Annotated in this window: 20 protein-coding genes; 11 read left to right on the top strand and 9 right to left on the bottom strand. The window is 44.6% G+C overall.

The features are described from left to right. Nucleotide 1: 1 nt before the first annotated feature. Together BTO09_RS01705 and BTO09_RS01700 are read right to left on the bottom strand one after the other, a co-directional pair. The gene (locus BTO09_RS01705) at nucleotides 2–508 is read right to left on the bottom strand and encodes a hypothetical protein (RefSeq protein ID WP_087523016.1); all 507 of its coding nucleotides are present in this window, start codon (nucleotides 506–508) and stop codon (nucleotides 2–4) included. Nucleotides 509–526: 18 nt separating this feature from the next. Next, entirely contained in the window at nucleotides 527–1,081 is a 555-nt protein-coding gene (locus BTO09_RS01700) for a cupin domain-containing protein (RefSeq protein ID WP_087523015.1), read from the bottom strand. 254 nt (nucleotides 1,082–1,335) lie between these two features. Here BTO09_RS01700 and BTO09_RS01695 point away from each other — a divergent pair, with 254 nt between their 5' ends. Continuing rightward, entirely contained in the window at nucleotides 1,336–4,179 is a 2,844-nt protein-coding gene (locus tag BTO09_RS01695) for an ATP-binding protein (RefSeq protein WP_198356505.1), read from the top strand. 66 nt (nucleotides 4,180–4,245) lie between these two features. Here BTO09_RS01695 and BTO09_RS01690 read toward each other — a convergent pair whose 3' ends face one another. Further along, on the bottom strand, nucleotides 4,246–4,809 hold the full coding sequence (locus BTO09_RS01690) for a hypothetical protein (RefSeq protein ID WP_087523013.1): 564 nt from the start codon (nucleotides 4,807–4,809) through the stop codon (nucleotides 4,246–4,248). Nucleotides 4,810–5,033: 224 nt separating this feature from the next. On the opposite strand from BTO09_RS01690, the gene BTO09_RS01685 reads away from it, so the two are divergent. The 6 genes from BTO09_RS01685 to BTO09_RS01660 all read left to right on the top strand — a co-directional run bounded on the left by BTO09_RS01685 (nucleotide 5,034) and on the right by BTO09_RS01660 (nucleotide 10,404). Beyond that, complete coding sequence (locus tag BTO09_RS01685) at nucleotides 5,034–6,461, top strand: M20 family peptidase (protein ID WP_087523012.1); 1,428 nt, start codon at nucleotides 5,034–5,036, stop codon at nucleotides 6,459–6,461. A gap of 29 nt (nucleotides 6,462–6,490) precedes the next feature. Next, nucleotides 6,491–7,141, top strand: a complete 651-nt coding sequence (locus BTO09_RS01680) for a DUF664 domain-containing protein (protein ID WP_087523011.1) — start codon at nucleotides 6,491–6,493, stop codon at nucleotides 7,139–7,141. 3 nt (nucleotides 7,142–7,144) lie between these two features. Continuing rightward, nucleotides 7,145–7,882 (top strand): DUF6090 family protein, encoded by a 738-nt coding sequence (locus tag BTO09_RS01675; protein WP_087523010.1) that lies wholly within the window; start codon nucleotides 7,145–7,147, stop codon nucleotides 7,880–7,882. Nucleotides 7,883–7,914: 32 nt separating this feature from the next. Beyond that, nucleotides 7,915–8,802 carry a dienelactone hydrolase family protein gene (locus tag BTO09_RS01670; protein ID WP_087523009.1) on the top strand — a complete coding sequence of 296 codons (888 nt, stop codon included), beginning with the start codon at nucleotides 7,915–7,917 and terminating at the stop codon, nucleotides 8,800–8,802. After that, a complete protein-coding gene (locus BTO09_RS01665) occupies nucleotides 8,802–9,050 on the top strand; it encodes a hypothetical protein (RefSeq protein ID WP_087523008.1) in 249 nt (82 codons plus the stop codon). Before BTO09_RS01670 ends, BTO09_RS01665 begins: the two co-directional genes overlap by 1 nt. Nucleotides 9,051–9,129: 79 nt before the next feature. Then, the gene (locus BTO09_RS01660; protein WP_087523007.1) at nucleotides 9,130–10,404 is read left to right on the top strand and encodes an NAD(P)/FAD-dependent oxidoreductase; all 1,275 of its coding nucleotides are present in this window, start codon (nucleotides 9,130–9,132) and stop codon (nucleotides 10,402–10,404) included. A gap of 2 nt (nucleotides 10,405–10,406) precedes the next feature. On the opposite strand, the gene lysA is transcribed toward BTO09_RS01660, so the two are convergent. Continuing rightward, the gene (gene lysA, locus BTO09_RS01655) at nucleotides 10,407–11,603 is read right to left on the bottom strand and encodes a diaminopimelate decarboxylase (RefSeq protein WP_087523006.1); all 1,197 of its coding nucleotides are present in this window, start codon (nucleotides 11,601–11,603) and stop codon (nucleotides 10,407–10,409) included. Between the two features lie 175 nt (nucleotides 11,604–11,778). Between lysA and sucC the strand changes: the two genes are divergently transcribed. From sucC to BTO09_RS01635, 4 genes are all read left to right on the top strand, one after another. Then, the gene (sucC, locus tag BTO09_RS01650; RefSeq protein ID WP_087523005.1) at nucleotides 11,779–12,969 is read left to right on the top strand and encodes an ADP-forming succinate--CoA ligase subunit beta; all 1,191 of its coding nucleotides are present in this window, start codon (nucleotides 11,779–11,781) and stop codon (nucleotides 12,967–12,969) included. A 178-nt stretch (nucleotides 12,970–13,147) separates the two neighbouring features. Next, complete coding sequence (locus BTO09_RS01645; protein ID WP_087523004.1) at nucleotides 13,148–13,483, top strand: hypothetical protein; 336 nt, start codon at nucleotides 13,148–13,150, stop codon at nucleotides 13,481–13,483. Nucleotides 13,484–13,577: 94 nt separating this feature from the next. Next, complete coding sequence (locus BTO09_RS01640) at nucleotides 13,578–13,979, top strand: hypothetical protein (protein WP_087523003.1); 402 nt, start codon at nucleotides 13,578–13,580, stop codon at nucleotides 13,977–13,979. Between the two features lie 106 nt (nucleotides 13,980–14,085). Next, nucleotides 14,086–14,520, top strand: a complete 435-nt coding sequence (locus tag BTO09_RS01635) for an Hsp20/alpha crystallin family protein (protein WP_087523002.1) — start codon at nucleotides 14,086–14,088, stop codon at nucleotides 14,518–14,520. Between the two features lie 263 nt (nucleotides 14,521–14,783). Here the strand turns inward: BTO09_RS01635 and rluF are convergent, their stop codons facing one another. The 5 genes from rluF to BTO09_RS01610 form a co-directional block, all read right to left on the bottom strand. Next, nucleotides 14,784–15,545 carry a 23S rRNA pseudouridine(2604) synthase RluF gene (rluF, locus tag BTO09_RS01630; protein ID WP_087523001.1) on the bottom strand — a complete coding sequence of 254 codons (762 nt, stop codon included), beginning with the start codon at nucleotides 15,543–15,545 and terminating at the stop codon, nucleotides 14,784–14,786. Further along, entirely contained in the window at nucleotides 15,545–17,545 is a 2,001-nt protein-coding gene (gene uvrB / locus BTO09_RS01625; RefSeq protein ID WP_087523000.1) for an excinuclease ABC subunit UvrB, read from the bottom strand. Before uvrB ends, rluF begins: the two co-directional genes overlap by 1 nt. Before the next feature lie 125 nt (nucleotides 17,546–17,670). Further along, nucleotides 17,671–21,528: a gliding motility-associated C-terminal domain-containing protein gene (locus tag BTO09_RS01620; protein WP_087522999.1), complete on the bottom strand. Its 3,858-nt coding sequence runs from the start codon at nucleotides 21,526–21,528 to the stop codon at nucleotides 17,671–17,673. A gap of 4 nt (nucleotides 21,529–21,532) precedes the next feature. Further along, on the bottom strand, nucleotides 21,533–21,970 hold the full coding sequence (locus BTO09_RS01615) for a hypothetical protein (RefSeq protein ID WP_087522998.1): 438 nt from the start codon (nucleotides 21,968–21,970) through the stop codon (nucleotides 21,533–21,535). A gap of 119 nt (nucleotides 21,971–22,089) precedes the next feature. Next, a complete protein-coding gene (locus BTO09_RS01610; RefSeq protein ID WP_087522997.1) occupies nucleotides 22,090–25,512 on the bottom strand; it encodes a gliding motility-associated C-terminal domain-containing protein in 3,423 nt (1,140 codons plus the stop codon). Nucleotides 25,513–25,615: the final 103 nt, after the last annotated feature.

Here is a 25,615-nt window from a genome sequence, read left to right as displayed (position 1 = left end):
CTTAGTCTCCTATTGTTGGGTTGTGGGAGGCAAAAATGCCGTCAGGGTTGTCTAGCACTGTCCAAACGTGTAGCGTCCACATGCCGATCTCGGCATTGAAGTGCCACTCGTCTTGATCTCCAGTAAAGCCTTCTGGTGCATTGCCTGGATTCTCTGGATCTGCAGGAACTATTCCGTATTCTACGGCCACCATTCGCATAACTCCATTGTCATCCGGAGCATACAAAATAAATTCAGGTTTTAGCATTTCAAAGGTGCCGTCGGCTAAAGCCGGATTCAGATAATGGTGTCCCATGTTCGGTACAAAGCCGGAAACATCGATTCTGCCCTCGTCCTCAGCTACGCTGATATCTACATAGGCAGCAGTTGCTGTTTTTACTTGTTCTAGTTCGATCTCCCAGGCTTCCATCTGGATCTCATCCGCAGCATCGTCTTCACTACAACTGTTGAGCGTTACAAGTGCGGTTGCTAATAAAAGCGTCTTAAAAGTGGTTATTTTAAGTTTCATAACTATTGATTTTTATGATTAGACAAATTGAATGTTGTAATTGGCGCAAATGGCCGCAAGCTTTTCCATGTCTGGTGGGCCTGCAGGTAGTTGTGCAAGCTCGTCGAACATGAGCTCTAAGCCAGCAGGGAAAATACTCAGCATGACTCTGGCCTTTTCAGATCCGACCACCTTCCACGAGTGAGGAATTCCTTTTGGACAAAAACCCAGATCACCTGCCTTAAGCACCTTGGTTTCTTTTCCAATTTTAACCTCAAGACTTCCGGAGAGCACGTGAAAGACCTCGTCTTCGTCTTGATGTACGTGCATGGGGATCTCCATTCCTGGGTCGTTGTATTGTTCTATTAAAGTGTATAGTCCATCGGTGTCCTTGCCACTGAGTTTAAGCTGCTGATGGTCTCCCAATACTATTTGAGATTTACCTTGATCTTTACGAACAATTTTTGGTTCTGTTGAATTGCTGCCACCATCAGCTTGGGGCGTGAACATTTTAGTGTTGGCTACGCCTACAGGCGCAAGGGCGAGGGTTCCTATCCCTATAGCCGAAGTTTTTAAAAAGCGTTTGCGATCCATATTTGTGAGTGTTTTGATTTCTGATGGGATAAAAGTAGTTGCCCCTGCCAGCCCACTTTGCCTCAAATGTGTTGGTTTTTAGCAGTTTTGTGTCAAATAAGTCTCGTTGCAACAAATATGTCAAGAGGTGCAACGGCAGTGTTAATTGCCTCTAATTGACCTTTGGATATTTACACTAGAAACCGAAATCACTCGCAATGCGATCATTTTCATTATCTTTTTGGTCAATAGAATCAATGGCCAACGCAGTTCGTATGAAACCATTCTGGATCTTTATTCTAGTAATGCTGCTTCCTAAAAGTTTAGCCGCTCAGGATAGCTATAAGGTGGACACCAAGTATCCGGTCCATAACTTGATGCCTGCACTGCGTTTGTTAGAAACCTCAGACCCTGACCTTAAACCTTTGGCTGTGCTACGCGACAGTAGTGCAAATTGGCAAAGTCGCTCAGATTTTGCCAACTACCTTAATTTAGGGTTTACCTATTGGGGGAAGATAAAATTGGTCGCTACGGATTCTCTAACCGATTTCAGGCTGAATCTGGAAGATAAGATGATTGGGCCTCCCGCTTGGACCAAGAGTAATGGCAAGGTAGACGTTTACGGCTTTGTTGGTGAGGAGTTGATCTTTCACGAGAAGACAGGAGTCGAATACCCCAGAAAGGATCGTAGTACTAAAAGCCATTGGGTACGCAATGAGGTGCGTCTTCCCAATTTTCCTGTAGGTGAAGAAGTGACCTTGCTCATTAAAGCTCAGGGAAACAGTATTGGGTATCCGGCTTATTTTAATTTAAGCCTCAGACACAGTTCGCAAGCGTATTACCATCAGATCTATCAATTCCACAACAGTTTCAACATCTTTATGTTTGGAATTGCCTTTATAGTATTTCTCTACCATTTGTTGCAATACATTTACTTGCGCGAAAAGGTGATGTTGTGGTTTTCGGTTTGGCTCTTCTTTATTACCATAACACAGGCCATGACCATCGGGCTCTTTATAGGTGCAACCACAGTATTGCGCTTTAGTCTTTACGCAATAGTGGCCAATGGGGTATTCTATACTTTTTGGTTTTTCGGGAGGGCTTTTATCAATTCAAAAGAAAAATTTCCGAGGCTCGATAAGTTGATGCTTGGTCTGGGCTTGTTCGTATTGTTGGAGAGTGCTTTTGTGGCCTTATCTGTTCCCGTGTTCAAGGCCCAGCCGTCCTTTACGGCTGTGGGAATACACTATTATGTCTTGAATCTTTATACCGTATTCAGCTTAGTGTTGTCGGTAGTGCTTGTTTTACAAAAAGATAAGTTTGCCAAGTATTTTGGTTTTGGGTCTATCATTGCTTCGATGTTCTTACTTATAGGAACACTATGGTCTTTGGGAGTTATTAAATTCGGACTCTTTAAATTGGATCCTTATGTGACAGGAATCTTCTTGCAGATCGTTATTTATTCTTTTGGAATTGCCTATCGCCGTCAGGTAATTCAAAGCCAAATGACCGAACAGCGCCTACAAGGGCAAAGAGCCATCAATGAAATGCAGCGTATCAAAGATCTGGACACCATTAAAACCCGCTTCTTTGCCAATATTAGCCATGAATTCAGAACACCTTTGACCTTGATCTCTGGACCAATTAAAAGAGCACTGGGTTATGCTCAGAATCAGTCGGAGGACATCGCCCTTAAAAAGAAAGACTTTGAGATCATAGTAAAGAACACGGATCGTTTGCAAAATTTGGTGGATCAGCTTTTGGATCTGTCTAAGATAGAAAGCGGCAAAGAACATCTAAGCCTAACTCAGGGCGGACTCATTAAGTTTATACGCTCTTTGGTGTTTTCCTTTGAAAGTTTGGCCGAGCGAAACAACATCAGCCTTAATACAAGATTTCCAAACGAACTCGATCAGGCCTTTTACGACAAGGACAAACTGGAAAAAATACTGACCAACATCCTGTCTAACGCCTTCAAGTACACCCCAAAGAACGGCTCCGTGACTGTTAACGTAGAGCATGACGGGCATTATTTACAATTAGAGATCACCGATACCGGAAAGGGTATCGGCAAAGAAGATGTGCGGCGCATCTTTGAGCGCTTCTATCGCGTGGAGGGTACTGAAGAGCAAGGCTCTGGTATTGGGCTGGCGCTGACCAAGGAACTTATAGACCTACACAACGGAAAGATCAGCGTGGACAGTGTTGAAAGAAAGGGAACCACATTTAAGATAAAACTACCCGTAAGCCTTAAAAAATTACCGGATTCGGTGCTCTTGCCTGCTAATTATGAGCAGCAATCCGCATCTGAAGCTATAAATGACGACACAGTAACTACAGAAAGCTCCGCAGTTGAAAAAGTAATTACTACCAAAGAACTCCCTCTTGCGTTAGTGGTAGAGGATAATCCGGATCTGCAATATTATATTGCCGATGTGATCCAAGAACATTACAACATCATTAAAGCCTCCGATGGGGCTCAGGGAGAACGTATGGCCTTTGAACACACTCCGGATATTATTATTACCGATGTGATGATGCCCAAAAAAGACGGCTTTGAGTTTTGCCATTCGCTAAAGCAGAATGCCAAGACCAGTCACATTCCTATCATCATGCTTACGGCCAAGGCCGGAGAGGCCAATAAGATCGAGGGCTTATCTCAAGGAGCTGACGCCTATTTGACCAAGCCTTTTAACGAAAAGGAGCTGCTAATTCGCATGAAGAACCTGATAGAATCCAGAAAGAATCTTTGGGATCATTTTAAAGCCTTGGATATGCTTTTGGTAGACGATATTGGAGTGAATTCTATAGACGATAAATTTTTACAAGACGTCTTTAAGACCATTAAAGAACATTTGGACAACGAACGTTTTGGGGTAGAAGATATCGCCGCAGCTGTGGGCTTTAGTCGGTCTCAGCTCCACAGAAAACTAAAAGCACTTTCTGGGAAGTCTGCCAACCAACTCATTACAGAGATCCGCTTGAACGAGGCGCACCGTTTGCTAAAAAGCAATGCAGGTAGTGTGTCAGAGATCGCTTATTCGGTAGGCTACTCCAACCTGTCGTATTTTACCAAAAGTTTTAAGGAGAAATTCGGTGTACTGCCCAGTAAGGTATGAGTTAAGTATAAAAAAACCACTTACCAGTGCAGTAAGTGGTTCGTTTAAATAATTCGTTATAGGGGCTTAGTACTTTTCTTTCTTCCCGCCTCCGCAGTTTTTAATGGCATCGTTAAAAGCATTTAAAAAACGCTCGGGGTTTTCGGCCAATTCGCCAAGTTCGTTGTATTTGATAGCGAATTCATTGACCATAGCATTTTCTCCTTGTTTAATAAGGTCTTTGCTATTGTTCGTCTTGACAACATAAGAATTCACACCGTAGTACGGACTGTTCTCCACGATCTCAATACTCTTTATATCGCTCAATTTGAATTCGTATTTGGTTTCCACATCGTAGTCGTTTCGGCCGGATCTGTCGTCCTTTACCCATGAATACTTTTGATTCAGTATTACTGTGCAATTTGCAGCATCGTATTCAATGGTATAGGTGTAGATCTCCGTATAACCTCTTCGCGTTAAGGATCCGTCGAAATACTTGTTCATTTTAATATCCGGTAGTTTTCCGGAAATCCAGTCGAGCGCCTCTTGTACTGTTTCTGTTGCGGCAGGTGATAGTGTAGCATTTTGTGCCATGCCGCTCATGGGGAACATGAAAAGCAGCATGAAAAGCAGTTTTAATTGGTTGGTCATTGCGTTAAAAGTTAGGTTTAATGTCCTAAAAATAAGATTTCTACGAAAAAATCAAAAAATCTGATGATTCTCGTTGTAAGATGCATTAATGATTTTGTTGGTATTGCTTCGGATGTTAAAGCGCAAAACCGATTTTGTCCGCAATAAAAATCGAAGGTGAACAATGACACAGAAAAATAGTACCTTAGGGCGACATACTACTTAACTAACAACCAAACTCTTAGATGAAAAAAGTATTCCGTTTCCTCGGATTGGCCCTTTTGGTGCTGATCGCGATAGTACTTATCAAAACCTTTACCTTAAGTTCCAAGCAAGTTCCAGCCGGCAGTATTGAATCCGTTACCGTAGCTAATGATGTGTTTGAAAACCTTTCAGAAGCTGTTACTTACAAGACTATTTCCTTTAGCGAAGACACCCCACCGGACTCTACAGCTTTTTACGGTTTTCATAGGTTTTTGGAGCGCGCCTTTCCGCTGATCCACAGTAAGCTGACCTTAGAAAAGATCAATGATTACAGCTTGTTATACACCTGGCAGGGTAGTGATGCTTCTTTAAAACCAATGATCTTGATGTCTCATATGGATGTAGTTCCTGTAGATCAACCCACCATTGGGGATTGGGAGGCCGGACCTTTTGAAGGAAAGATAACCCAGACCGATATTATCGGCAGAGGGACCATGGATGACAAAGGTACTTTGATGGCCGTGATGGAAGCTGTGGAGAAAATGCTGGAAGAGAATTTCTCGCCCAAGCGAACAATTTACTTAGCATTTGGACACGATGAAGAAGTGGGTGGCCCAAGAGGTGCCAAGCAGATCGCGGATCATCTTAAGAAACAAGGCGTGCAGGCTGCAATTACTATAGATGAAGGTGGCTTTCTTGCAGAAGATCTAGTACCGGGAATAGACAGCCCTGTGGCCATGATCAATTTGGCGGAGAAGGGTTTTGCTTCCTTTCGCCTTATCGTGGAGACCAATGGCGGACACAGTTCAGCTCCGCCAGAAGAGAATACCATTGGGATTTTGGCTCAGGCAATTGTAGACCTTGAAGACAATCAGCGGCCCTATAAATTGGTGAATCCTGTAGATTATCAATTGGAGTATATGGGCCCAGAAATGCCCTTTATGCAGCGTATGGCTTTTGCCAACCCTTGGCTGTTCAAAAAACCAATTCTCGAGGCATTGAATGCACATACAACTACAGCTCCAACCATCATTGGAGGCGGAGTTAAGAACAATGTGATCCCAACGGTTGCGGAGGCGACCATCAATTTTAGAATTCTTCCTGGGGAGACCATCGAGTCTGTAAAGGCGCATATTGTAAATACCGTATCGGATAAGGTACGGGTAGAAGAAGTGGGCTTTTTGACAAATCCTTCGCCAGTTTCCAGTGTAGAGTCTGAGAATTTTAAGATCCTAGAACAAACCATTCGCGATATTTATCCAAACAGTATCGTTGTTCCCGGTCTGGTAGGCGGCGGAACCGATGCGCGCTATTTCTACGATATTTCGGACGATGTCTATCGTTTTTACCCCATAAAACTAGCGCCCGATAGTATGAGTCGCTTTCACGGCATAGACGAAAAGATCAGTAAAGAGAATTATATGGAGATCATAACCTTCTCCTATCATCTGATAAAACGCTTCAACTGATCCATCAGCAATCAACTAACACGAACAATATGGAAAACACAAACAAAGGCGTTGATCGACGCAAATTTTTAAAACAAGCATCGCTAGCCACCTTGGCTTCTGGCGCTTTGCTCTCTTGGACACCGCCTTTGGGTTCTACTAGTCTGAGCGGAATGAACGACCTCAATATAGTAGGCCCTAAAGAAGGGTTTACCCCTCAAGTGGGGACTCTGGTCTCTATGATGAATTGGATGCGCTTTGTTATTTTAAGACCGGTAGAAGGGATGAGCGTTAAAGATCTGGACTATCTGGTAGACGACAAGGCCAATTCTATTGGGGCAATGTTGTATCATTTGGCAGCTACGGAGCGCTTTTATCAGATCCACACCTTTGAGAATCGCGCTTGGGGCGATTGGGATAAGGCGGACGCTGAGGAGTTTGGTGTTGCTATGGGCTTAGGAGATAAGGCAAGAGCGAGTATTAAAGGCAATCCTCTGGAATTCTATATGGAAAAGCTCGATCGCGTTCGCGCCACTTCTTTGGAAGAACTCGCCAAACGCGATGATGACTGGCTTTTGGCGGTAGACGAGGCCTGGCCTTGGGGTCCGACCAACAATTATTGCAAATGGTTCCATGTGGTGGAACACGAGTCTAACCACAACGGGCAGTTCAAGTTTATAAAAAGCCGTTTACCTGCCTAGATCATGTTGAAGTTCTTTCGGGATATTCGGCTTAAGTTAGTTCGAGATAAACGACTGGGGAATTATCTGATCTATGCCTTTGGGGAGATCATTTTGATTGTTGTCGGTATACTTTTGGCCTTACAGATCGATGCTTGGAAGCAGCAAAGTGACGATAGAGCAACCGAGCGAATGCTCCTGGCCGAGTTGCATAACGAGTTTAAAGCCAACAAGACCCAATGGGATACGGTGATGCATTATCACAGGCTTAGTTTGGCTTCCACAGAATATGTCTATTCGCAACTTCCTATAGACCTAAAAACGGTCGATCTGGATTCGCTTTCGCATCACCTGTACTATATGACCTGGGTTTTTACCTACAACCCTTCTAATGGGGTAGCCAAAAGCATTTTGAACAATTCCACCTTCGATGTGATCCGGAACGATGAGCTCAGAAGCTTACTGATCCGTTGGAACGATATGTTGGTGGACTATCAGGAAGAAGAGATTCGGGCTTTTCACAATTTTGAGAACAGGCTCAAGCCCTATATGAAAAAGCATCTGCTCTTTACCAGTGAAACAGAAAAGGCCTTGCGAGACCCGCGGATCGACCTGAATTTCTTGACCAGTTTGGAGTTCGACAATTTTGTCATGGACAGGTATTTGGATCTTGATGAGATTCTGGACAATATGACAGGAGAACTCGAGCTTATGGAGAATAGCATCAATCGCATATTGGAACTATCAGCTCCAGAGAATTAATTCGTACCTTAAAGGTTCTAAAACCAACAATTATGAAGCCGCTTAAAAAAGAAGACATCCCGCAAGAGGTCTTTGATCTCTACGACGACTACGCCCATAACAAGATAGACCGCAGAGGTTTTGTACAACGCTTGGGTCTTTATGCTGCAGGTAGTGTTACCGTTGGTTCCCTGCTGAGCTTTATGGAGCCGAATTACCGCAATACGGCTATGGTCGCCGCAGACGATCAAGACATCCAATCGGACTATGTGCTGTATAACTCTCCCAAAGGAGGAGGCGAGATCAGAGGTCTACTTTCTCTGCCCAAGGATCCGCAGGAAAAACTGCCTGGAATCGTGGTGGTGCATGAGAACAGAGGGCTAAATCCGTATATAGAAGATGTTGGCCGTCGAGCTGCAAAGGCCAATTTTATCAGTTTAGCTCCCGATGCGCTTTGGCCATTAGGTGGTTATCCTGGAAACGATGACGACGGTAGAACCATGCAACGGCAGCGCGACCGCGAAGAGATGCTGCAAGATTTCATTGCTGCCTTCGATTATTTAAAGAACCATCCGCAATGTAGTGGTAAGATCGGAGTGGTTGGGTTTTGCTTCGGAGGTTATATTTCTAATATGATGGCGGTGCGTGTGCCGGAATTGGCAGCGGCAGTTCCTTATTACGGTCGACAACCCTCAGCCAAAGATGCAGCTAAGGTCAAAGCACCTTTATTGCTTCAATATGCGGAATTGGATACGCGAGTGAATGCTGGTTGGCCAGAATATGAAGCTATTTTAAAGGCGAACAATATTGAATATACTGCCCATATGTATCCGAAAGTGAATCACGGATTTCACAACAATACAACGCCGCGATATGACGAAGCCGCAGCCATGCTTTCTTGGGAACGGACCATAGCATTCTTTGACAAGCATTTGCGCTAATGGGAAGATACATCATTCAGGCGGCAGAGGGTGTTTGCAATCGGTTGGCGGAGGCCATGAAAGCCTGCCCGGAAGTAAGCGATACCTTTACCGATAGCGGCTTTTGGTACAGCAACGGAGAAACTGGCCCAGAGTGGTTTACCGTTACCTTAGAGGGCGATTACCAGCAGCGAGATAAGATCGATGCATTCTTAAAGCAAGTTTGCGAAAAATACCATTTGAGCTACGGCAATGCCTATTGGGGTTGAACCCTAAAATTGTAGTTAAATAAAGCGGATTAAAGCGGGGGTCTTCGTATCTTTATGTGTCCAAAACAAGGACTATTCTATGGACGATACCCAAACCGTCGTCATTGTGGGTGGAGGCTTCGCTGGCCTGGAACTCATTAAGCGTTTAGGAGACGACAAACGCTACAATCTAATCCTAGTCGACGCCAATAATTACAATTTTTTCCCACCCCTGATCTATCAGGTTTCTGCTGGTTTTATGGAACCCTCAGCCATTAGTTATCCATTTCGGAAGATCTTGCGCAAACACAAGAACACGCGCTTCCGCTTGGGTGAGTTGCAAGCAATTCATCCAGAGCAAAACAAGATCGTACTCAACAATGGAGAACTGCATTACGACAAACTGGTTTTAGCAACAGGAGCGGAAACCAATTATTTCGGAAACGAGAATATTGCCAAGTACAGCCTTCCTATGAAGACCATTAGCGATGCGCTTTCCCTGCGCAACGTGATCTTTACGCGTCTAGATAGGGCAACGCGGATGAAAGATCCCGTTCATCGCAAGCGTCACTTGACCTTTGTCATAGCAGGTGCAGGTCCAACGGGAGTAGAATTATCTGGGATCTTTGCAGAAATGCAAGCCCATGTTTTGCAGAAAGACTACCCGGAACTCGCGGTAGAAGATCTGGGTGAGATCTATCTCTTGGACGGAAACGATACTGTGCTGGCGCCGATGTCTGCGGCTTCTCAGCGCTATACCCATAAAAAGTTAGAAGAGCTAGGCGTGAAGATCCGTCTTAATACTCGGGTAAATGATTTTAAAGATAATGTGGTTTATCTTTCAGACGGTACTACCATAGAGGCCATTAATCTTATCTGGGCAGCGGGGATTTCTGCCAAGACTTTTGAAGGTATTCCTGCCGATGTGCTGGGTCCTGGAAAGCGCATGAAGACCAACGGGTTCAATCAGGTAGAAGGTTTTGAGAATATCTTTGCCTTGGGAGATTGCGCCTTTGTGTCTGATGATCCCGAGCATCCGCATGGGCATCCGCAGTTAGCGCAGCCGGCAATTCAACAAGCAAAGAACTTAGCCGCAAATTTAAAACGAGCCCCAGAGAACTGGCGCCCGTTTCGTTATAAGGATCTCGGTGCCTTGGCTATAATTGGTCGGAACAAGGCCGTGATGGATACTCCTGGACAAAAGACAACCTTTAAAGGTTTCTTTGCCTGGTTGATCTGGATCTTTGTCCATATCATGGGCTTGGTGAACTTTAAGAATCGTGTCCGGACCTTTTACAACTGGATCGGTTACTACATTTACAAAGACCAGTACTTTCGCATGATCATTAAACCGAGAGATCGGGATTTGGGTTAGTATTACACCAACTGATTTCTGATCAGATCTTCAAAGGTCTCCCGCTTGCGAATAAGCTTCCAATCGCCATCTATAAAAAGTGCTTCGGCCGGGCGGTAGCGGCTGTTGTAATTACTTGCCATTGTAAAACAGTATGCACCAGCATTGCTAAAACTTAAGATGTCTCCCTCAGAGATTTCTGCAATGCGTCTGTTATTAGCAAAGGTGTCTGTCTCACAGATATAGCCTACAACGGAATAAAAACGCTCTTTTCCTTCCGGATTGGAGATATTTCTAATCTGATGCTGCGCGCCGTAAAGCATTGGGCGGATCAAATGATTGAATCCGCTATCTACTTGTGCAAAAACTGTTGAAGTGGTTTGTTTAATGGCATTTACGCGCACCAAGAACTGTCCGGCCTGGCTGACCAAGAATTTTCCCGGCTCAAAGGCCAAAGTAAGAGGGCGTCCGTACTCTGCTTGGAATTCATTAAAGCGTTGGCTGAGTTTTTCGCCAAATTCTTCTACATTGGTTTCTATGTCACCAGCTTTATAAGGCACTTTAAAACCGCTTCCGAAGTCGATAAAATCCAATGTTTTGAAATGCTTAGCGGTCTCAAAGAGTATCTCTGAAGCATAGAGGAACACCTCCACATCTAGAATGTCACTTCCCGTATGCATGTGGATACCATTTATATGCATCCCGGTGTTCTCAACTATCCGAAGTATATGTGGTAACTGATGGATGGAGATACCGAATTTACTATCGATATGCCCTACGGAAATATTGGTATTTCCACCGGCCATAACGTGTGGATTGATTCGGATACAAACAGGCACTTTAGGGTGCGCTGTTCCGAACTGCTCTAAAATAGCCAGATTGTCGATGTTGATCTGCACCCCCATACCGGCGACTTGTTCAATCTCTTCGAAAGAAACGCCGTTGGGAGTATAAATAATGTCTTTCGGATCTACTCCTGCCTCCAAGCCCAAAAGCACTTCTTGAACAGAAACTGTATCCAATCCGGCGCCTAGGCTGTTGATGAGCTTTAAAATTGACAAATTGTTCGAAGCTTTGACCGCGTAGTGGATCTTGAGCTTATCTACCTGTTTAAATGCTGCAGTGAGGCGTTTGTATTGAGATGCGATCATATCGGCATCGTACACATACAAAGGGCTGTCAAAGCGATCTACAGCAGTTAAAAGGTCTTGATTTGTCATTGTTTTTAAATTTTAGCCTACTAAATTAAGCAAGCGCATTAAATCCTTTGCAAGTCAGAGTCGCTAAAAAAGTGTTAAGCTTTCGATAAGCGACTTATTTTCTAGGCAAATTTTGTTGGAACAGACCACTAGCATTTGCTACCTTTGCAAAACAGAAAAAAAGACTACCGAGCATATGAATCTACACGAATATCAAGGCAAGGAAATATTAAATAGTTTTGGGGTACAGATCCAAAGAGGGTATGTGGCCGAAACTCCTGAGCAAGCTGTTGAGGCTGCCAGAAAACTAACCGAAGAAACCGGAACCGGCTGGCACGTTATCAAGGCGCAGGTTCACGCGGGAGGCCGCGGTAAAGGTGGCGGTGTAAAATTGGCCAAAAGCTTGGATGAGGTTCGCGATCTTTCTAACCAGATCTTAGGCATGCAACTCATCACCCCTCAAACATCCGCAGAAGGAAAAACAGTACACCAAGTTTTGATCGCAGAGGATGTTTACTATCCTGGAGATTCAGAGCCGAAAGAATATTATATGAGTGTCTTGTTAGACCGTGCAGCTGGAAAGAACATGATCATGTATTCTCCGCAAGGAGGCATGGACATTGAAGCTGTTGCAGAAGAGACACCAGAATTGATCTTTACAGAAACTGTGGAGCCAGATACTGGTTTACTTCCTTTCCAAGCTCGTCGTATAGCATTTAACTTGGGCTTAAGCGGAAAGGCATTCAAGGAGATGACCAAGTTCGTCTTTGCGCTTTACAAAGCCTATGAGAATTCAGACAGTTCTCTTTTTGAGATCAACCCTGTACTTAAGACCAGTGACGATCGTGTGATCGCCGTGGATTCTAAAGTAACTATAGACGACAATGCGCTTTACCGTCACAAGGATTACGCTGAGATGCGTGATGTACGCGAGGAGAATCCTATTGAGGTTGAGGCAAAAGCCGTTGGACTAAACTACGTTGATCTAGACGGAAACGTTGGATGTATGGTTAACGGAGCAGGTTTGGCGATGGCTACCATGGATCTTATTAAAATGGCAGGCGGAGAGCCAGCAAACTTCCTTGACGTTGGAGGTACTGCAGACGCAGAGCGTGTGGAGACAGCCTTTAAGATCATCTTGCGCGACCCGAATGTAAAAGCCATCTTGGTAAACATCTTTGGTGGAATTGTACGTTGCGATCGCGTGGCACAAGGTATCGTTGATGCCTACAAGAATATTGGAGATATTCCTGTACCAATTATTGTTCGTCTGCAAGGAACCAATGCCGAATTAGCGAAAGAAATTATCGATAATAGCGGCTTAGATGTACATTCTGCAGTTGAGTTTAAAGAAGCTTCAGATAAAGTTCAGGCCTTATTAGCCTAAGACTTTGTAACATACCTAAGCTCCCGTAAACACTGGTTTTCGGGAGTTTTTTTATGCCCTATTTTTAATGTTAAGCAGTTCAAATAATCGTTAAACTGTCGTTAAATCAGTGGCTTAGCGGTAACTATTTGATTTTAGAGCAGTCTATTAGGTGTACATCAATTAAAATCGAACAGTAATGCGAAAATTAAGTTTATTGGTAGTTGCCCTAGCGTTTTTTGTAGGGACTACCGCAAATGCGGCCACCGAGCCAAACGAATCGAACCCAGTAACGATCACCCAGGAGATCGGGAAGTTTTTAGCCAACCCAGATTTTGATTTTGGATCGGAAGAGATCGCCAAGGTTTCTTTTATGATCAACAAAGACAACGAGGTGGTTGTGCTGTCTGTAGAATCAGACAATGATACTTTGGTATCATACATCAAATCCAGACTGAATTACCAGAAATTGGAAGCTGATGCTCAGACAGGAATGGAATATACAGTGCCCGTGCGATTGAAGACGGTAGTGTAGGGAAGTGCACTGTATTTAAAAGAAGAATCCCGAGGCTATCGCTCGGGATTTTTTTTGTCCTTGCTTTTCCCTATTTTTACTCTGATTAACTACCATGGAAGACAAAGAGGAAAAATTAGGATTACTCAGCGATCTTATCGCATTGGCTCAAGCAGATCACCATATTTCTGAAGAGGAATATCAGTTCATCATGACCTTGGCCAAACGTTTCGATATCGATAAAGAAACGGTTCACGACCTCTTTCACAATCCGGTCGAATCTAAGCCTATAGTCACGGAACTTGGGCGTATCACCCACTTCCATAAGTTGGTATTGATGATGAATATCGATCTTAAGACCAAGGATGCAGAAGTTGCTGCCTTACGGAATTTTGGACTTAAAATGGGTATCCGCATGGAGATCATCGATCAGGTAATGCTCCGTATGGATAAGTACGAGAACAAGCTCATTCCTACAGAAGAATTGGTACGTATCTTTCAGGCGTACTATAACTAAACTGTCAAAACGACATTCTATTTACTCGTAATTGCGCCATAATGGCGTGAAAATAGCATTGGAATCGAATTTGCTATATACCAAGCGTAAACAAATTTTTCATGTTATGAGTTTAGTTAAAAGAAATACCCGATTCGGTTTCCCTTCGCTTCTAGACGATCTATTTATGAACGATCGCTTAGATGTTTGGGGAGGACAACGTACCCAAGTGCCTGCGGCCAATATAAAAGAGACAGAAAACGATTTTCAAGTAGCTCTTGCGGCGCCAGGCTTTAAAAAAGAAGAATTTAACATCGATGTAGAAGACGACATTCTAACTGTGTCTTCTAGCATGGAGAACACAACAGAGGTAAAAGAAGACGACGGGCGCTATACCCGCAAGGAGTTTAGCTTTGCGAGCTTTAGCAGATCGTTCAGCTTACCGGAAGATGTGAAACAAGAAGAGATTTCAGCCACCTATACCGATGGCGTTTTGACCATCGTTGTTCCAAAGAACAAAGAGGTGCAGCTGTCTCAGAAACGCACAATTGCAATTTCATAGTTATCCTAAAAGTCTATTAGGAAATTTGGTTAGTTAGTTGTAGTAAGCCGCACCTTGGCAATTGGGGTGCGGTTTTTTTTTATGGAACTCCTTTATCCTTCTAGCCTTTGCTAAAAAATTGTCCTTTTCGCTCTGATTCTTGAGTTTTTATCGTTCCGTAGCGCTGCTATGCAACTCAAAAAACTCTTCAATCACAGCCAAAATGCCTAATTTTCGCTTAAAGACTATCAGTCTAAATGAGTTCAGGAAATTATTATTCGTGACTATCGTTTTCGGCGTCTGCGCGGAGTTTGGGCTGCAGATACTTTAGAAGAAGTGCTGACCATAGCCTCGATCTCTTGTAGCTCCTTTGCTGTTAGATCTCTCCATTTGCCCTCTGGAATACCTTCTAAGGTGATATTCATGATGCGGACTCTTTGCAAACGGGTGACTTCATAACCTAAATACTCACACATTCTGCGGATCTGCCTGTTAAGGCCTTGCACCAAGATGATCTTGAATACAAATCTGCTTAGGCGCTCGACCTTGCATTTTTTGGTCACGGTTCCTAAAATAGGAATGCCGCCAGCCATGCGCTTAACAAATTCTTCAGTGATGGGCCGATCTACGGTGACTATGTACTCTTTTTCATGCTGATTCCCGGCACGCAGGATCTTATTGACTATGTCGCCATTGTTGGTCAAAAAGATCAATCCTTCACTGGGTTTGTCCAAGCGTCCAACATGAAAGATACGTTCAGGATGGTTGATATAACTGATTATATTGCCCGGGATGCTTTCGTCTGTGGTACAGGTAATGCCTACGGGTTTGTTGAAGGCAATAAAGACATCTTCTTGTTTTTTATTGGCCGATTTTCCGTCTACTTGGATTTCATCACTCGGAAGCACGCGATCACCTAATACAGCTTTGCGACCATTAATGGTAACTCGACCTTGTTCGATCAGTGTATCTGCTTGTCGGCGCGAGCAAAATCCTTGTTCACTCAAGGCTTTATTGATCCGTATGGAGTCTGGTGCGTGTTCCATTATTCCAGGGTTTCCATTTCCTTTTGATACTGTTTTATCTGATCCCTAAGCTTGGCAGCCAACATAAAATCGAGCTCTTTGGCCGCTTTCTCCATGGCCTTACGGGTATCTCGAATGCGTTTTTCGATCTGCGGTTTGGTCAAATACTCTTCCGGACGCTCTTGCAGCAATTCCTCTGCTGTATCAAAGGTAAAGCGCTCTGTTTTCTTTTTGGTCAGCGCGTTGTCCAGTGATTTTTTAATTGCTGTTGGAGTAATACCGTGCTTTTCATTATAAGCGATCTGTTTGGCTCTGCGATAATTGGTGCCATCTATAGTTTCTCGCATGCTGCGCGTAATGGTATCGGCATACATGATAGCCTTTCCGTTAATATGTCTGGCCGCGCGACCAACGGTCTGAGTTAGCGAGCGGTTAGATCGTAAGAATCCTTCTTTGTCTGCATCCAGGATCGCTACCAAAGAAACCTCCGGTAAGTCCAATCCTTCACGCAATAAGTTTACACCTATCAAGACGTCGAACAAGCCCAAACGCAGATCCTGCATGATCTCGACACGTTCTAAGGTATCTACATCGCTGTGAATGTAGCGGCAACGAATCTGAATTCGGGTCAAGTATTTGGTCAGCTCTTCTGCCATGCGTTTGGTCAAGGTGGTTACCAACACCCGTTCGTCTTTTTCAACGCGAACTTGGATTTCTTCGATCAGATCGTCGATCTGATGCAAACTCGGCCTGATCTCGATCTCGGGATCCAGTAAGCCTGTTGGTCTGATGATCTGTTCAATGTAGACCCCTTCGGTTTTGCTTAGTTCGTAATCGGCCGGGGTAGCACTCACATAGATCACTTGGTTTTGCAGTGCCTCAAATTCTTCAAACTTTAGTGGACGGTTATCCAAAGCAGCAGGCAATCTAAAACCGTATTCCACCAGATTTTCTTTTCGAGAGCGATCTCCACCGTACATGGCACTTACCTGCGGGATCGAAACGTGACTCTCATCCACCACCATCAAATAATCATCCGGAAAATAATCCAACAAACAGAAAGGGCGGGTACCTGGTTCTCGGCCATCCAAATAGCGGGAATAGTTCTCAATTCCGGAGCAGTAGCCTAGTTCGCGGATCATTTCCAAGTCGAAGTTGGTGCGCTCTTCCAAACGTTTAGCCTCCAGAGGCTTACCTACTTCTCTAAAATAATCCACTTGTTTTACCAGATCGTCTTGTATGTTGTGGATCGCATGCTGTAAAACATCCGGAGAGGTAACAAACATATTAGCCGGATAGATCGTCAAACGATCGTAACGCTCAATTCGGTCATTAGTGCCTGGGTCGAAAGCTTCTATTTCCTCGATCTCATCTCCAAAGAAATGAATGCGGAAAGCTATATCTGCATAACTCGGATAAATATCCAAGGTGTCTCCCTTTATTCTAAAGTTCCCATGGCTGAATTCTGCTTCGGTTCTGGAGTATAAACTCTGTACCAATTTATGAAGTAGGGCGGTTCTGGAGATCATTTCACCCTCGTGTAATTTGATCACGTTCTTCTGGAATTCTATAGGATTTCCAATACCGTACAAGCATGAAACAGAGGCAACTACCAATACGTCGCGTCTGCCTGAGAGTAGGGAAGAAGTGGCGCTTAATCGGAGTTTTTCTATCTCTTCGTTGATCGAAAGGTCCTTTTCTATATAGGTTCCGCTAGTTGGGATATAAGCCTCCGGTTGGTAGTAATCGTAATAGGAAACAAAGTATTCCACGGCATTGTTCGGAAAGAACTGCTTGAACTCCGTATAAAGTTGCGCAGCCAGCGTCTTGTTGTGCGCCAATACCAAGGTGGGCCGTTGAACCTCTTCAATAACATTGGCCACCGTAAAGGTTTTTCCACTCCCGGTCACCCCCAGAAGCGTCTGGTATTTTTCACCACTTTCTATGCCGCCAGCCAGGGCTTTGATAGCTTCAGGCTGATCTCCGGTAGGTTTAAAATCAGAAACAATGGTAAACTTCATAGGGTATATTCTCTCCGCGAATCGAACCTTAAAATTACGCTTTTTTAAGGGCATTATAAAACAAAAACGACTCGTATTGAAACGAGTCGTTTTGATCTGTATTAAAAGTGTTTACTACTTAAAAACTAGTAGTTCAAGTAGACCCATCCGCTGTAGAGTTGCTCCGTTTCTGCGGATTGAGAACTGTCTGGCGAATCGTTGAGTTTAAGGGTGTAGAAATAAGTTCCTACGGGCAACAACTCTCCGTTTTGCGCTGCAGCACGTCCGTCCCATTGATCGGTACTGGCATTGGCACTATAAACCATAATTCCACGACGATCAAAGATCTTTAATTCAAAGTTCGGATGATTCTCCAAGCCGAGAATTGCAAAGGTATCGTTGAAGCCATCGCCATTAGGAGAAATACCTTGTGGGATCTCAATAGCACAACTGATTATACTAAAACCGGCCAAACCGACTGCGTAGCAACCATTGGCAGAGGTTCCTCGAACATAAATAGTACCGCCATCTCCGCTAAAGGTATAGTTTGCAGGATCACTTATCGGATTATCACCAGTTTCTGCGTCGTCCGCAGTGGTGTGATAAGTATAATTCAAAGTAGCTTCTGAAGTGCCAATTTCTGCTATTAAAGTAGTCAGATCGAAATTTGCCGTACCGCTAGAACCAGTTGCACAGAGCTCAATGAAATCCAAAGCAGCCAAAGGCGGAACCACATCAACGGTCAATTCCACCGTAGTGGTGTTGAAACAACCAGTAGCTAGATTCACCACCCGGATGTAAACGATCTCAGGGTTGCTTGAGTTGGTGTAGTTCAATGGTAAAGGGTTATCGCCGCTAGCAGCATCAGCCTCACTGTTGTGGAAGGTCGCAGTTAGATCCGGATCGGCATCGCCACCGCTCACAACAGCGATCAGAGGTTCAAGGTCGAACGTAGCTGTTGGCCCATCGTTACTGCACTCCAGAAGTGGTTCTGGAGCTATTACCACAGGTACCGGTAAAACAATCAAGGTCAATTCTGTAGTACTGAAACAGCCTGTTGCTGGATCACTAACACGAACATAGATCGTTTGCGGATTGCTGGTGTTGGTATAAGGACCAATAATAGGCGCTGTGCCTGATTCTGCATCTGCAGCAGATTCGTGATAGCTAACTTCCAAGCTGGTGTCGCCACCAGTGATCTCGGCATCCTTAACTGTTAGGTCAAAGGCTTCGATCTCATCTCCAGGATTGTTATTATCGCACAATTCTAGAGGTGTTGGCGCTGTTAATGCTGGTCCTGCCAGTACTTCTAGTACCAAAGGTTCAATGCTAAAACAGCCTGTGGTATTATCTTCTACTCGGGCAAAAACAGTCTGCGGGTTCGTAGCATTGGTATACGGACTACTCAAGGCAGTAGCGGTGTCACCGGTAGCAGCTTCTGCCTCAGTCAAATAGTAGCTCACCGAAAGACCTGGAGCGCCGTCAGTGATCTCTACGTCTCTAGAGGTCAAGTCGAATTCGGCAAAACCATCAAAAGGCAGCATATCACATAACTCATACGGAGCTGGTGTGTTGGTCACCGGTCCTGGGTTTACAATGAGTTCAAAACTTCCAACTGTAAAACAGCCTGTTGTCGGATCGCTTAAGCGTACCCAAATCAACTGCGGATTGGATGTGTTCGCATATGCAGTAGGATCTGCAATTGATCCTGTGCCGGCATCTGCGTCGGCCTCAGTCTCATGGAAACTAACGTCAACAGCAGTTTCTGCAGTGATCTCAGAGATCCAGAAGGTCAGGTCAAAAACGGTAGAGCCATCAGGGCTCTCATCATCACAGAGCTCAAAACTCGCAATTGGATCGTTGATATCTGGTGAATTCAAGACCGTAATGGTAAAGCTTACCACATCGAAACAACCTCCAGAATTCTCGATCCTAGCCCAAACCACCTGCGGGTTCTCCACATTGGTATAAGGCATTGACAATTCCGTACCTGCTATACCTGCTATAGCCTCGGCTTCGGTCACATAATAGGTGACGACCGTATCGGGCTGGCCGGCAATGATCTCTGCATCAGCCAGAGTCAGGTCAAATTCGGCAAAACCGTCGTTATCATCGTCACAGACCGTTAGATCTGTTGGTGTGTTCGCCACAGGAGTGTCAAAAAAGGTTACCACAACAGTGTCTGCAACGGTACATTCGCCATCGGTAGCTTCACAGCGATAGCTCCCAGAAGTAGTTGCGTCATAGGTGGGAGCTGTGGCTCCAACAATAGGAGCATCGTCCAAGAACCATTGGTAAGTTACTCCTGCAGTTCCTGTATCGGCATCCAAAGTGATTGGGTCCGTATCGCAGGTACCAATATCATCTCCTAAATTAAAACTAAAGGTAGCATTGGTCGTTACGGTCACAGTGTCTTCTACAGTAACGGTTTCTCCATTACAGTTTAGGTAATCAACACGGGCGGTATAGGTTTGTGTGCCAGCAGGGCATACAGTAATATCGGCAGTGTCTCCAACTACTGCTCCTGATTCATCTAGCCAAGTGATACTGGTAACACTTGGTCCGTTAGGGATAAAGCGCCAAGCTTCAAATTCAGTTGTCCAAGGGGAGTCCGAAGTGTTTCTCCCAGGAGGAACGAATGCTTCGGTACCTTCGTTATTTTGTATACCCAATACTGCATTACCACTGTTCCAGGTCTCGCAAGTTGGTTTGTTTAGAATGTATACATCAATAATATTGGTGGTCTCATATAGTACCGCCATTTGCGTTGCTAAAAGATCCCCACAGCTCGATGAGAACATGGGAACTTCATAGTAGGAAACCACTAAAACACGATTAGGCGCTGTACCGAGCACTTCATAACCGATCTCCTCTGTGTCACTTGTTGCCGGATTAATATCATGCCCTGGGGTAAAGATATTGGCCTCTCCCAAGGTTGGATTGTCGTTGTTGGGTAGGTCTTCGCTAAATGACCAACCGTTGGAGGTGTCCGAAGCGTCAACTTCAAAACGGATCACTCCGTTAGAGCCCACTTGGAACTGGGTTTCAGTCCCTCCGAAGAAACAAAAGTCAAACGGCAATTCTTCAACATCAGACCAAGCATCGTCAATATCTGGGTTCAGACTATTGGCCAAACCGTTAAAAGAGAAAGGCGGGTCAAAAGGAATAGGCACTACATTATACGTAGTGGTTTCTCCTATAGAAAGAAAGTCGGCACTCAGATCTGCACAGATCTCCCCAGAAGAACAATCTAAGGTTACATCAGGGCCAGCATCCACAAAGGGGTTACCTACAGACACGTCAAACTCCACATCGGCTATCAGTTCAATGCGCGATTGATCCACACAACCTGCAGCATCTGTCGCAGTGAAACTAATAGGGTAAAGGCCAGGCGAGCTATAGGAGTGCATGGCTGTCAAGCCACTCATAACTGTTCCATCGCCAAAGTCCCACTCGTAGGTGGCTCCGACATCAGATCCAGCAAATACAGCAGAAGCATTAACGGTAATTAATTCGTCAACATCCGCAGCGATAATACCACCTGCTGCAGCAGGGGTAGAACCTTCAAAAGTGGTTGAGATCTCCTGGCAACAGCTCAGTTGGGCTTCCCAACCGATAGAGGTAAAGAATTCGTTAGAGACAAATTCAAAGGTCAAACAGCCAGAAGTGTTGGCTGGCGATGGCCGTACAATTCCCGGACTGTTGGTTCCGGAGAAATCCCCAATAACAGGCGAGGAGGTATCGGGCCCGTCATAAATGGTCAAAACATCGTTAGGCGTTTCTGTAGTAAAGCTGGTAAAGTCGACCTGTAAAATACCGCCGCTACCGTCATCACATAAGGTCAAGACTAAGTTTTCGTTGTTGGCATAGGGTCCGGCAGCACCCCCAGAATCGTAGAAGTTTCCGGCGCAGACATTAAAACTGCCGTTTTGCATATTGATATCTTGTGCCCAGCTTGTCCAAGAAATAAGCCCAAGAAGAAGAAGTGAGATTTTTGTTTTCATGAGCTTATTGTTTGCGTTCTTGAGGTTGGATAACAATGAGATATTCTGTGCCGTCTATGCGGTAGATGAGCTTAGTCGCAGCGTAAAAATCAAACTGATATTTGAAAGGGTTGAATTCCTGCGGATCGAATCCAGTGTCTCTTGTTACAGCAGGATTGTAAATATTGTATAAGGGTACTTCTGAAAGTAGTTTTAGGCTGTTATCCAGATCGAGCTTTTCTGCATCGCTCTTTACAAAACTGATGCGGTTCTCATAAAGCGCTTTCATATATGCATATCTGCGGGTATCTGGACTTATAAAATCCGCCCCGGAACCAGTGTATACTTGAGCGATAAATCGATCAAAATTTGCAGGATCGGGTTTGCTTACTTGAGCCTGAAGCGAAGAAAGGTTGAAGGCAAGCAAAAGCAAGCCCAGCCAGGCGTGTTTAGTTAGTGACATTTTAGTTGAATTTTTAGGGAAAGTTACGCAAATTCTAGTCGTTAAAGTCTCCCGTTTGTCGATAAAAAAAGCCTTCAAATCTAAATTTGAAGGCTTTGTTGTTCTTTGGAGGAATCTACTTAGTAATTCAAATAGACCCAACCAGAATACAATTGTTCTACATCGGAGAATGGATCTCCAGGCGCATCATTGAGTTGAAGCGTATAGAAATATGTTCCTACTGGTAGTAATTCTCCATTCTTTTCTAGTGCTCTACCATCCCATTCTTGAGTACTTCCGTTTCCGGAGTATACTAGAAGTCCGCGACGATCAAAGATCTTAAGCTCGAAATTCGGGTGAAGCTCTAATCCGTTGATGGAGAAGGTGTCGTTGAATCCATCGCCGTTTGGTGAAATCCCTTGAGGAATCTCGATCTCACAAGCAACCACACTGATCTCTACTGAAGTTGTTTGGAAACAACCTTCGTCATTGGCAACTCGGATATAAATGGTCTCCGGAGTAGTAACGTTAGTATAGCTTGTCGGATTTGCAATTGGATTACTACCGTCTTCTGCATCAGCGGCATTGGTGTGATAGGTCACTGTTAGTCCAGAAACATCAATACCCAATTCAGCGTTAAAGGCCGTAAGATCGAATTGATTCGTTAAGCCTGAAGCACCGTCTGCTGGGCAGCTTTCTACTGCAGCTGGCATAGCTAGTGGATCGATTACCAAGGCAACCAATTCTAAGGTAGTGGTGCTGAAACAACCCGTAACGTCATCCTGAACACGTACGTAAACCGTTTGTGGGTTTGAGGTGTTCGTGTAAGGTGAGGTCAATGGATTATCTCCAGTTTCGGCATCTGCTTCGGACTCGTGATAGGTCACGGTAACACCAGAAGCTCCGCCAGTGATCTCATTGTCACGACTGCTAAGGTCGAACTCAGCCACTCCGGCAGGAGTTCCACAAAGTTCGTATGCAGCTGGAGTATTGATCGCAGGACTGTCAGGATACATGATCTCGTACGGTCCTGGATCGTCAGCTTGACATGAACCAAGATCAACCAGAATATCTGTGTAGGTTCCTTGATCCAATCCTGAGATAGTAATGGTACCTGCTCCATCAGCCGTTAAGGCTAATGGTCCCACAGGAGTACCATTAAAGATGTAGGATACGTCGTAAGTCGTACCTGCAGATAGACCAGAGATAACAATGCTTCCGTCTGCAGAACAAGTCGCAGGATCGTTCACAGTAACCGTAAATGTTGGGTTATCCGGGTAATTGATCACAAATGGACCGGCTAAAGTAGTAACACAGTCAACAACTTCTACAGTAACATCGGTATAAGTACCTTGATCTAAACTTCCAATGATGATAGTCCCGGAGGCATCTGTTGTAAAGGCTACAGGGCCAACAACTACTCCGTCTACAGTATAGGTGACATTGTAAGTTGTATCTGGCATAAGGCCTTCTATCAATAAGGCTCCGTTTGGTCCACACACATCTGAATCCTGCGCAGTAACTGTAAAGCTTGGTGCGTCTGGCTCAAACAACTCGATCGGAGCTGGTTGATTGAACGAACAATCGTTGAATGTTAATACCCCATCAGCATAAATACCAGCTAAGAGTCCGGTAATAACAATCGTTCCAGAGGCATCAGAGGTCACAGTTATAGGACCAACTGGTACACCGTTGAAGGTATAGGTGAGTGTAAAAGTGGTATTCGGGAATACATTGCTAATGATCACCTCTCCTGTAGGTCCACAAGTTACCGGATCAACACCAGTGATAACGGCTCCACCTAATGATGGGCGTGTTAATACGAACGGTCCTGCAGCTGTATAGGTACAATCGTTAAGAACAATAGTGATGTCTGTATAAGATCCTTCGTCTAAGTCGCTGATAATAAATTGTCCTGTGGCATCTGTAGTCACTGTGATAGGACCAACTAAAACTCCATCTAGTAAATAGGTCACCTCATAGGTCGTATCTGGAGCTAGTCCGTCTACTGTAAGAGAACCGTCAGAATCACAATTCACAGGATCTGCAGGGGTCACTACTGGAGTGAATACTGGATACTCTAGAGTGTAAGGTCCTGGGTCCGTAAAGGAACAAGTGCCTTGCTCTAAAGTAATGTCCGTAATGGTAACTTCTCCTAAACCAGTGATAAAGATGCTTCCAGTTGCGTCAGATAATACTGTGGCAGGTCCGATTACGGTTGCGTCTTGCGTATAGGTCAGATCGTAAGAGGTCGATGGCGTTAGGCCTTGAAGTTCAAGACTACCGTCCATGTCACAAGCCACAGGCTGATTCACAACGACTGTGAACGTCGGAGCTCCTGGATCTTCAATTACGATTGGTCCTGGGTTTTCAAAGAAACATCCCGCATCGTTAGTGAATACAAAGTCGGTATACACTCCAGCATCCAAACCTCCAATGGTCAAGGATCCTGACATATCGGCGGTCAAGGTGATAGGTCCAACTGGTACACCATCGTCAACATAAGAAATGTTGTAGTCGATATCACCCAAAAGACCAGTTACTAAAATTCCACCGTCACTTGCGCCACAAGCCGAAGGACTCTGTGGGGTCAAGGTGATAAAGGTAGGATCAACTCCACCTCCGGTAAAGTCTCTAAATACATAGAAGTAGGTAAAGGTTACAGATTCTCCCGGAGCAAGATCCCCGAAGAAGTAGGCAATAGAGATAGCCTCATCTGCTGTATTGGTCGCTCCTTCCGTTTGTTCAAAACCAATTCCGTTCCAAATGTCAGAGGGATCACGGTTGGTGAAACCTCCATAAGTTACACGAGCTCTTTCGTCTTGTACGTAATAACAAACACTTGATCCGTTTGCATCAACACCACCCAATGGGCCTTGAGAAGCACAAACAAATCCCAAGATATCCAAACCACCAGAAGGCTGAGCAATCAGCTCTTGATCGGTTGTAAAACTTCCGTTGATGGTTTGGTTGTTATCTGGATCCACATTGTTCATCCAGTATAAGTTCGTTTTCGGAACATCGTCTAAGTTGGTCAAGCGCTGCTCCATGCGAATAAAGAGTCCGTCGCGAGAAACAGAGAAATTACGAATGATCTCTATTCCATCGATAAAACCATTCCATGAAACTTGGGCAAAATCTCCAAAACACGGATCGGTAAGTATCCCAGCGCCACTAACAGCTCCAGGAACTTGGTTAGGACTTGCTAAGTTGTTGTTCCAGGTGGCACCGTCGTATTCGATGGCCCATCCTTCCTCTGGAGAACCAGGAGTAAAGAAATCTCCGTCATAATCGACCCATCCGTCCATTACCGGGTTAGCGATAAAGCCAAAAAGGTCGTTTCCGGTTTCACGACTATCGTGATACGGCGGACCAGGATTCTGGCTGTTTGGAACACCAAAAGTTCCGTTCTGGTTGATCCCAATTTCAATGAAATTCCCTTTTGCAAAGGCGTCGTCCAGAGACAACTGCGCATCTAGCTGTGCCTGACCTTGTTGAAGGCCTAGAAAAAGGAATGCCAGAGCGATTATTGATTGTAAGAATCTAGGAGTAAAATTTCTCATAGAAGGTGGCTGTTAATTGTATGAATTGATGTCTAAAAGATAAATGTAAGAGATTATTTTAAGTCTGTAAAAGAATTGCACAAAACTTAGACGTAATTTTTGT

The sequence above is a fragment of the Gilvibacter sp. SZ-19 genome (genome assembly GCF_002163875.1).
GTDB lineage: Bacteria > Bacteroidota > Bacteroidia > Flavobacteriales > Flavobacteriaceae > Gilvibacter.
This window is presented reverse-complemented; position numbering and strand designations above follow the sequence as displayed.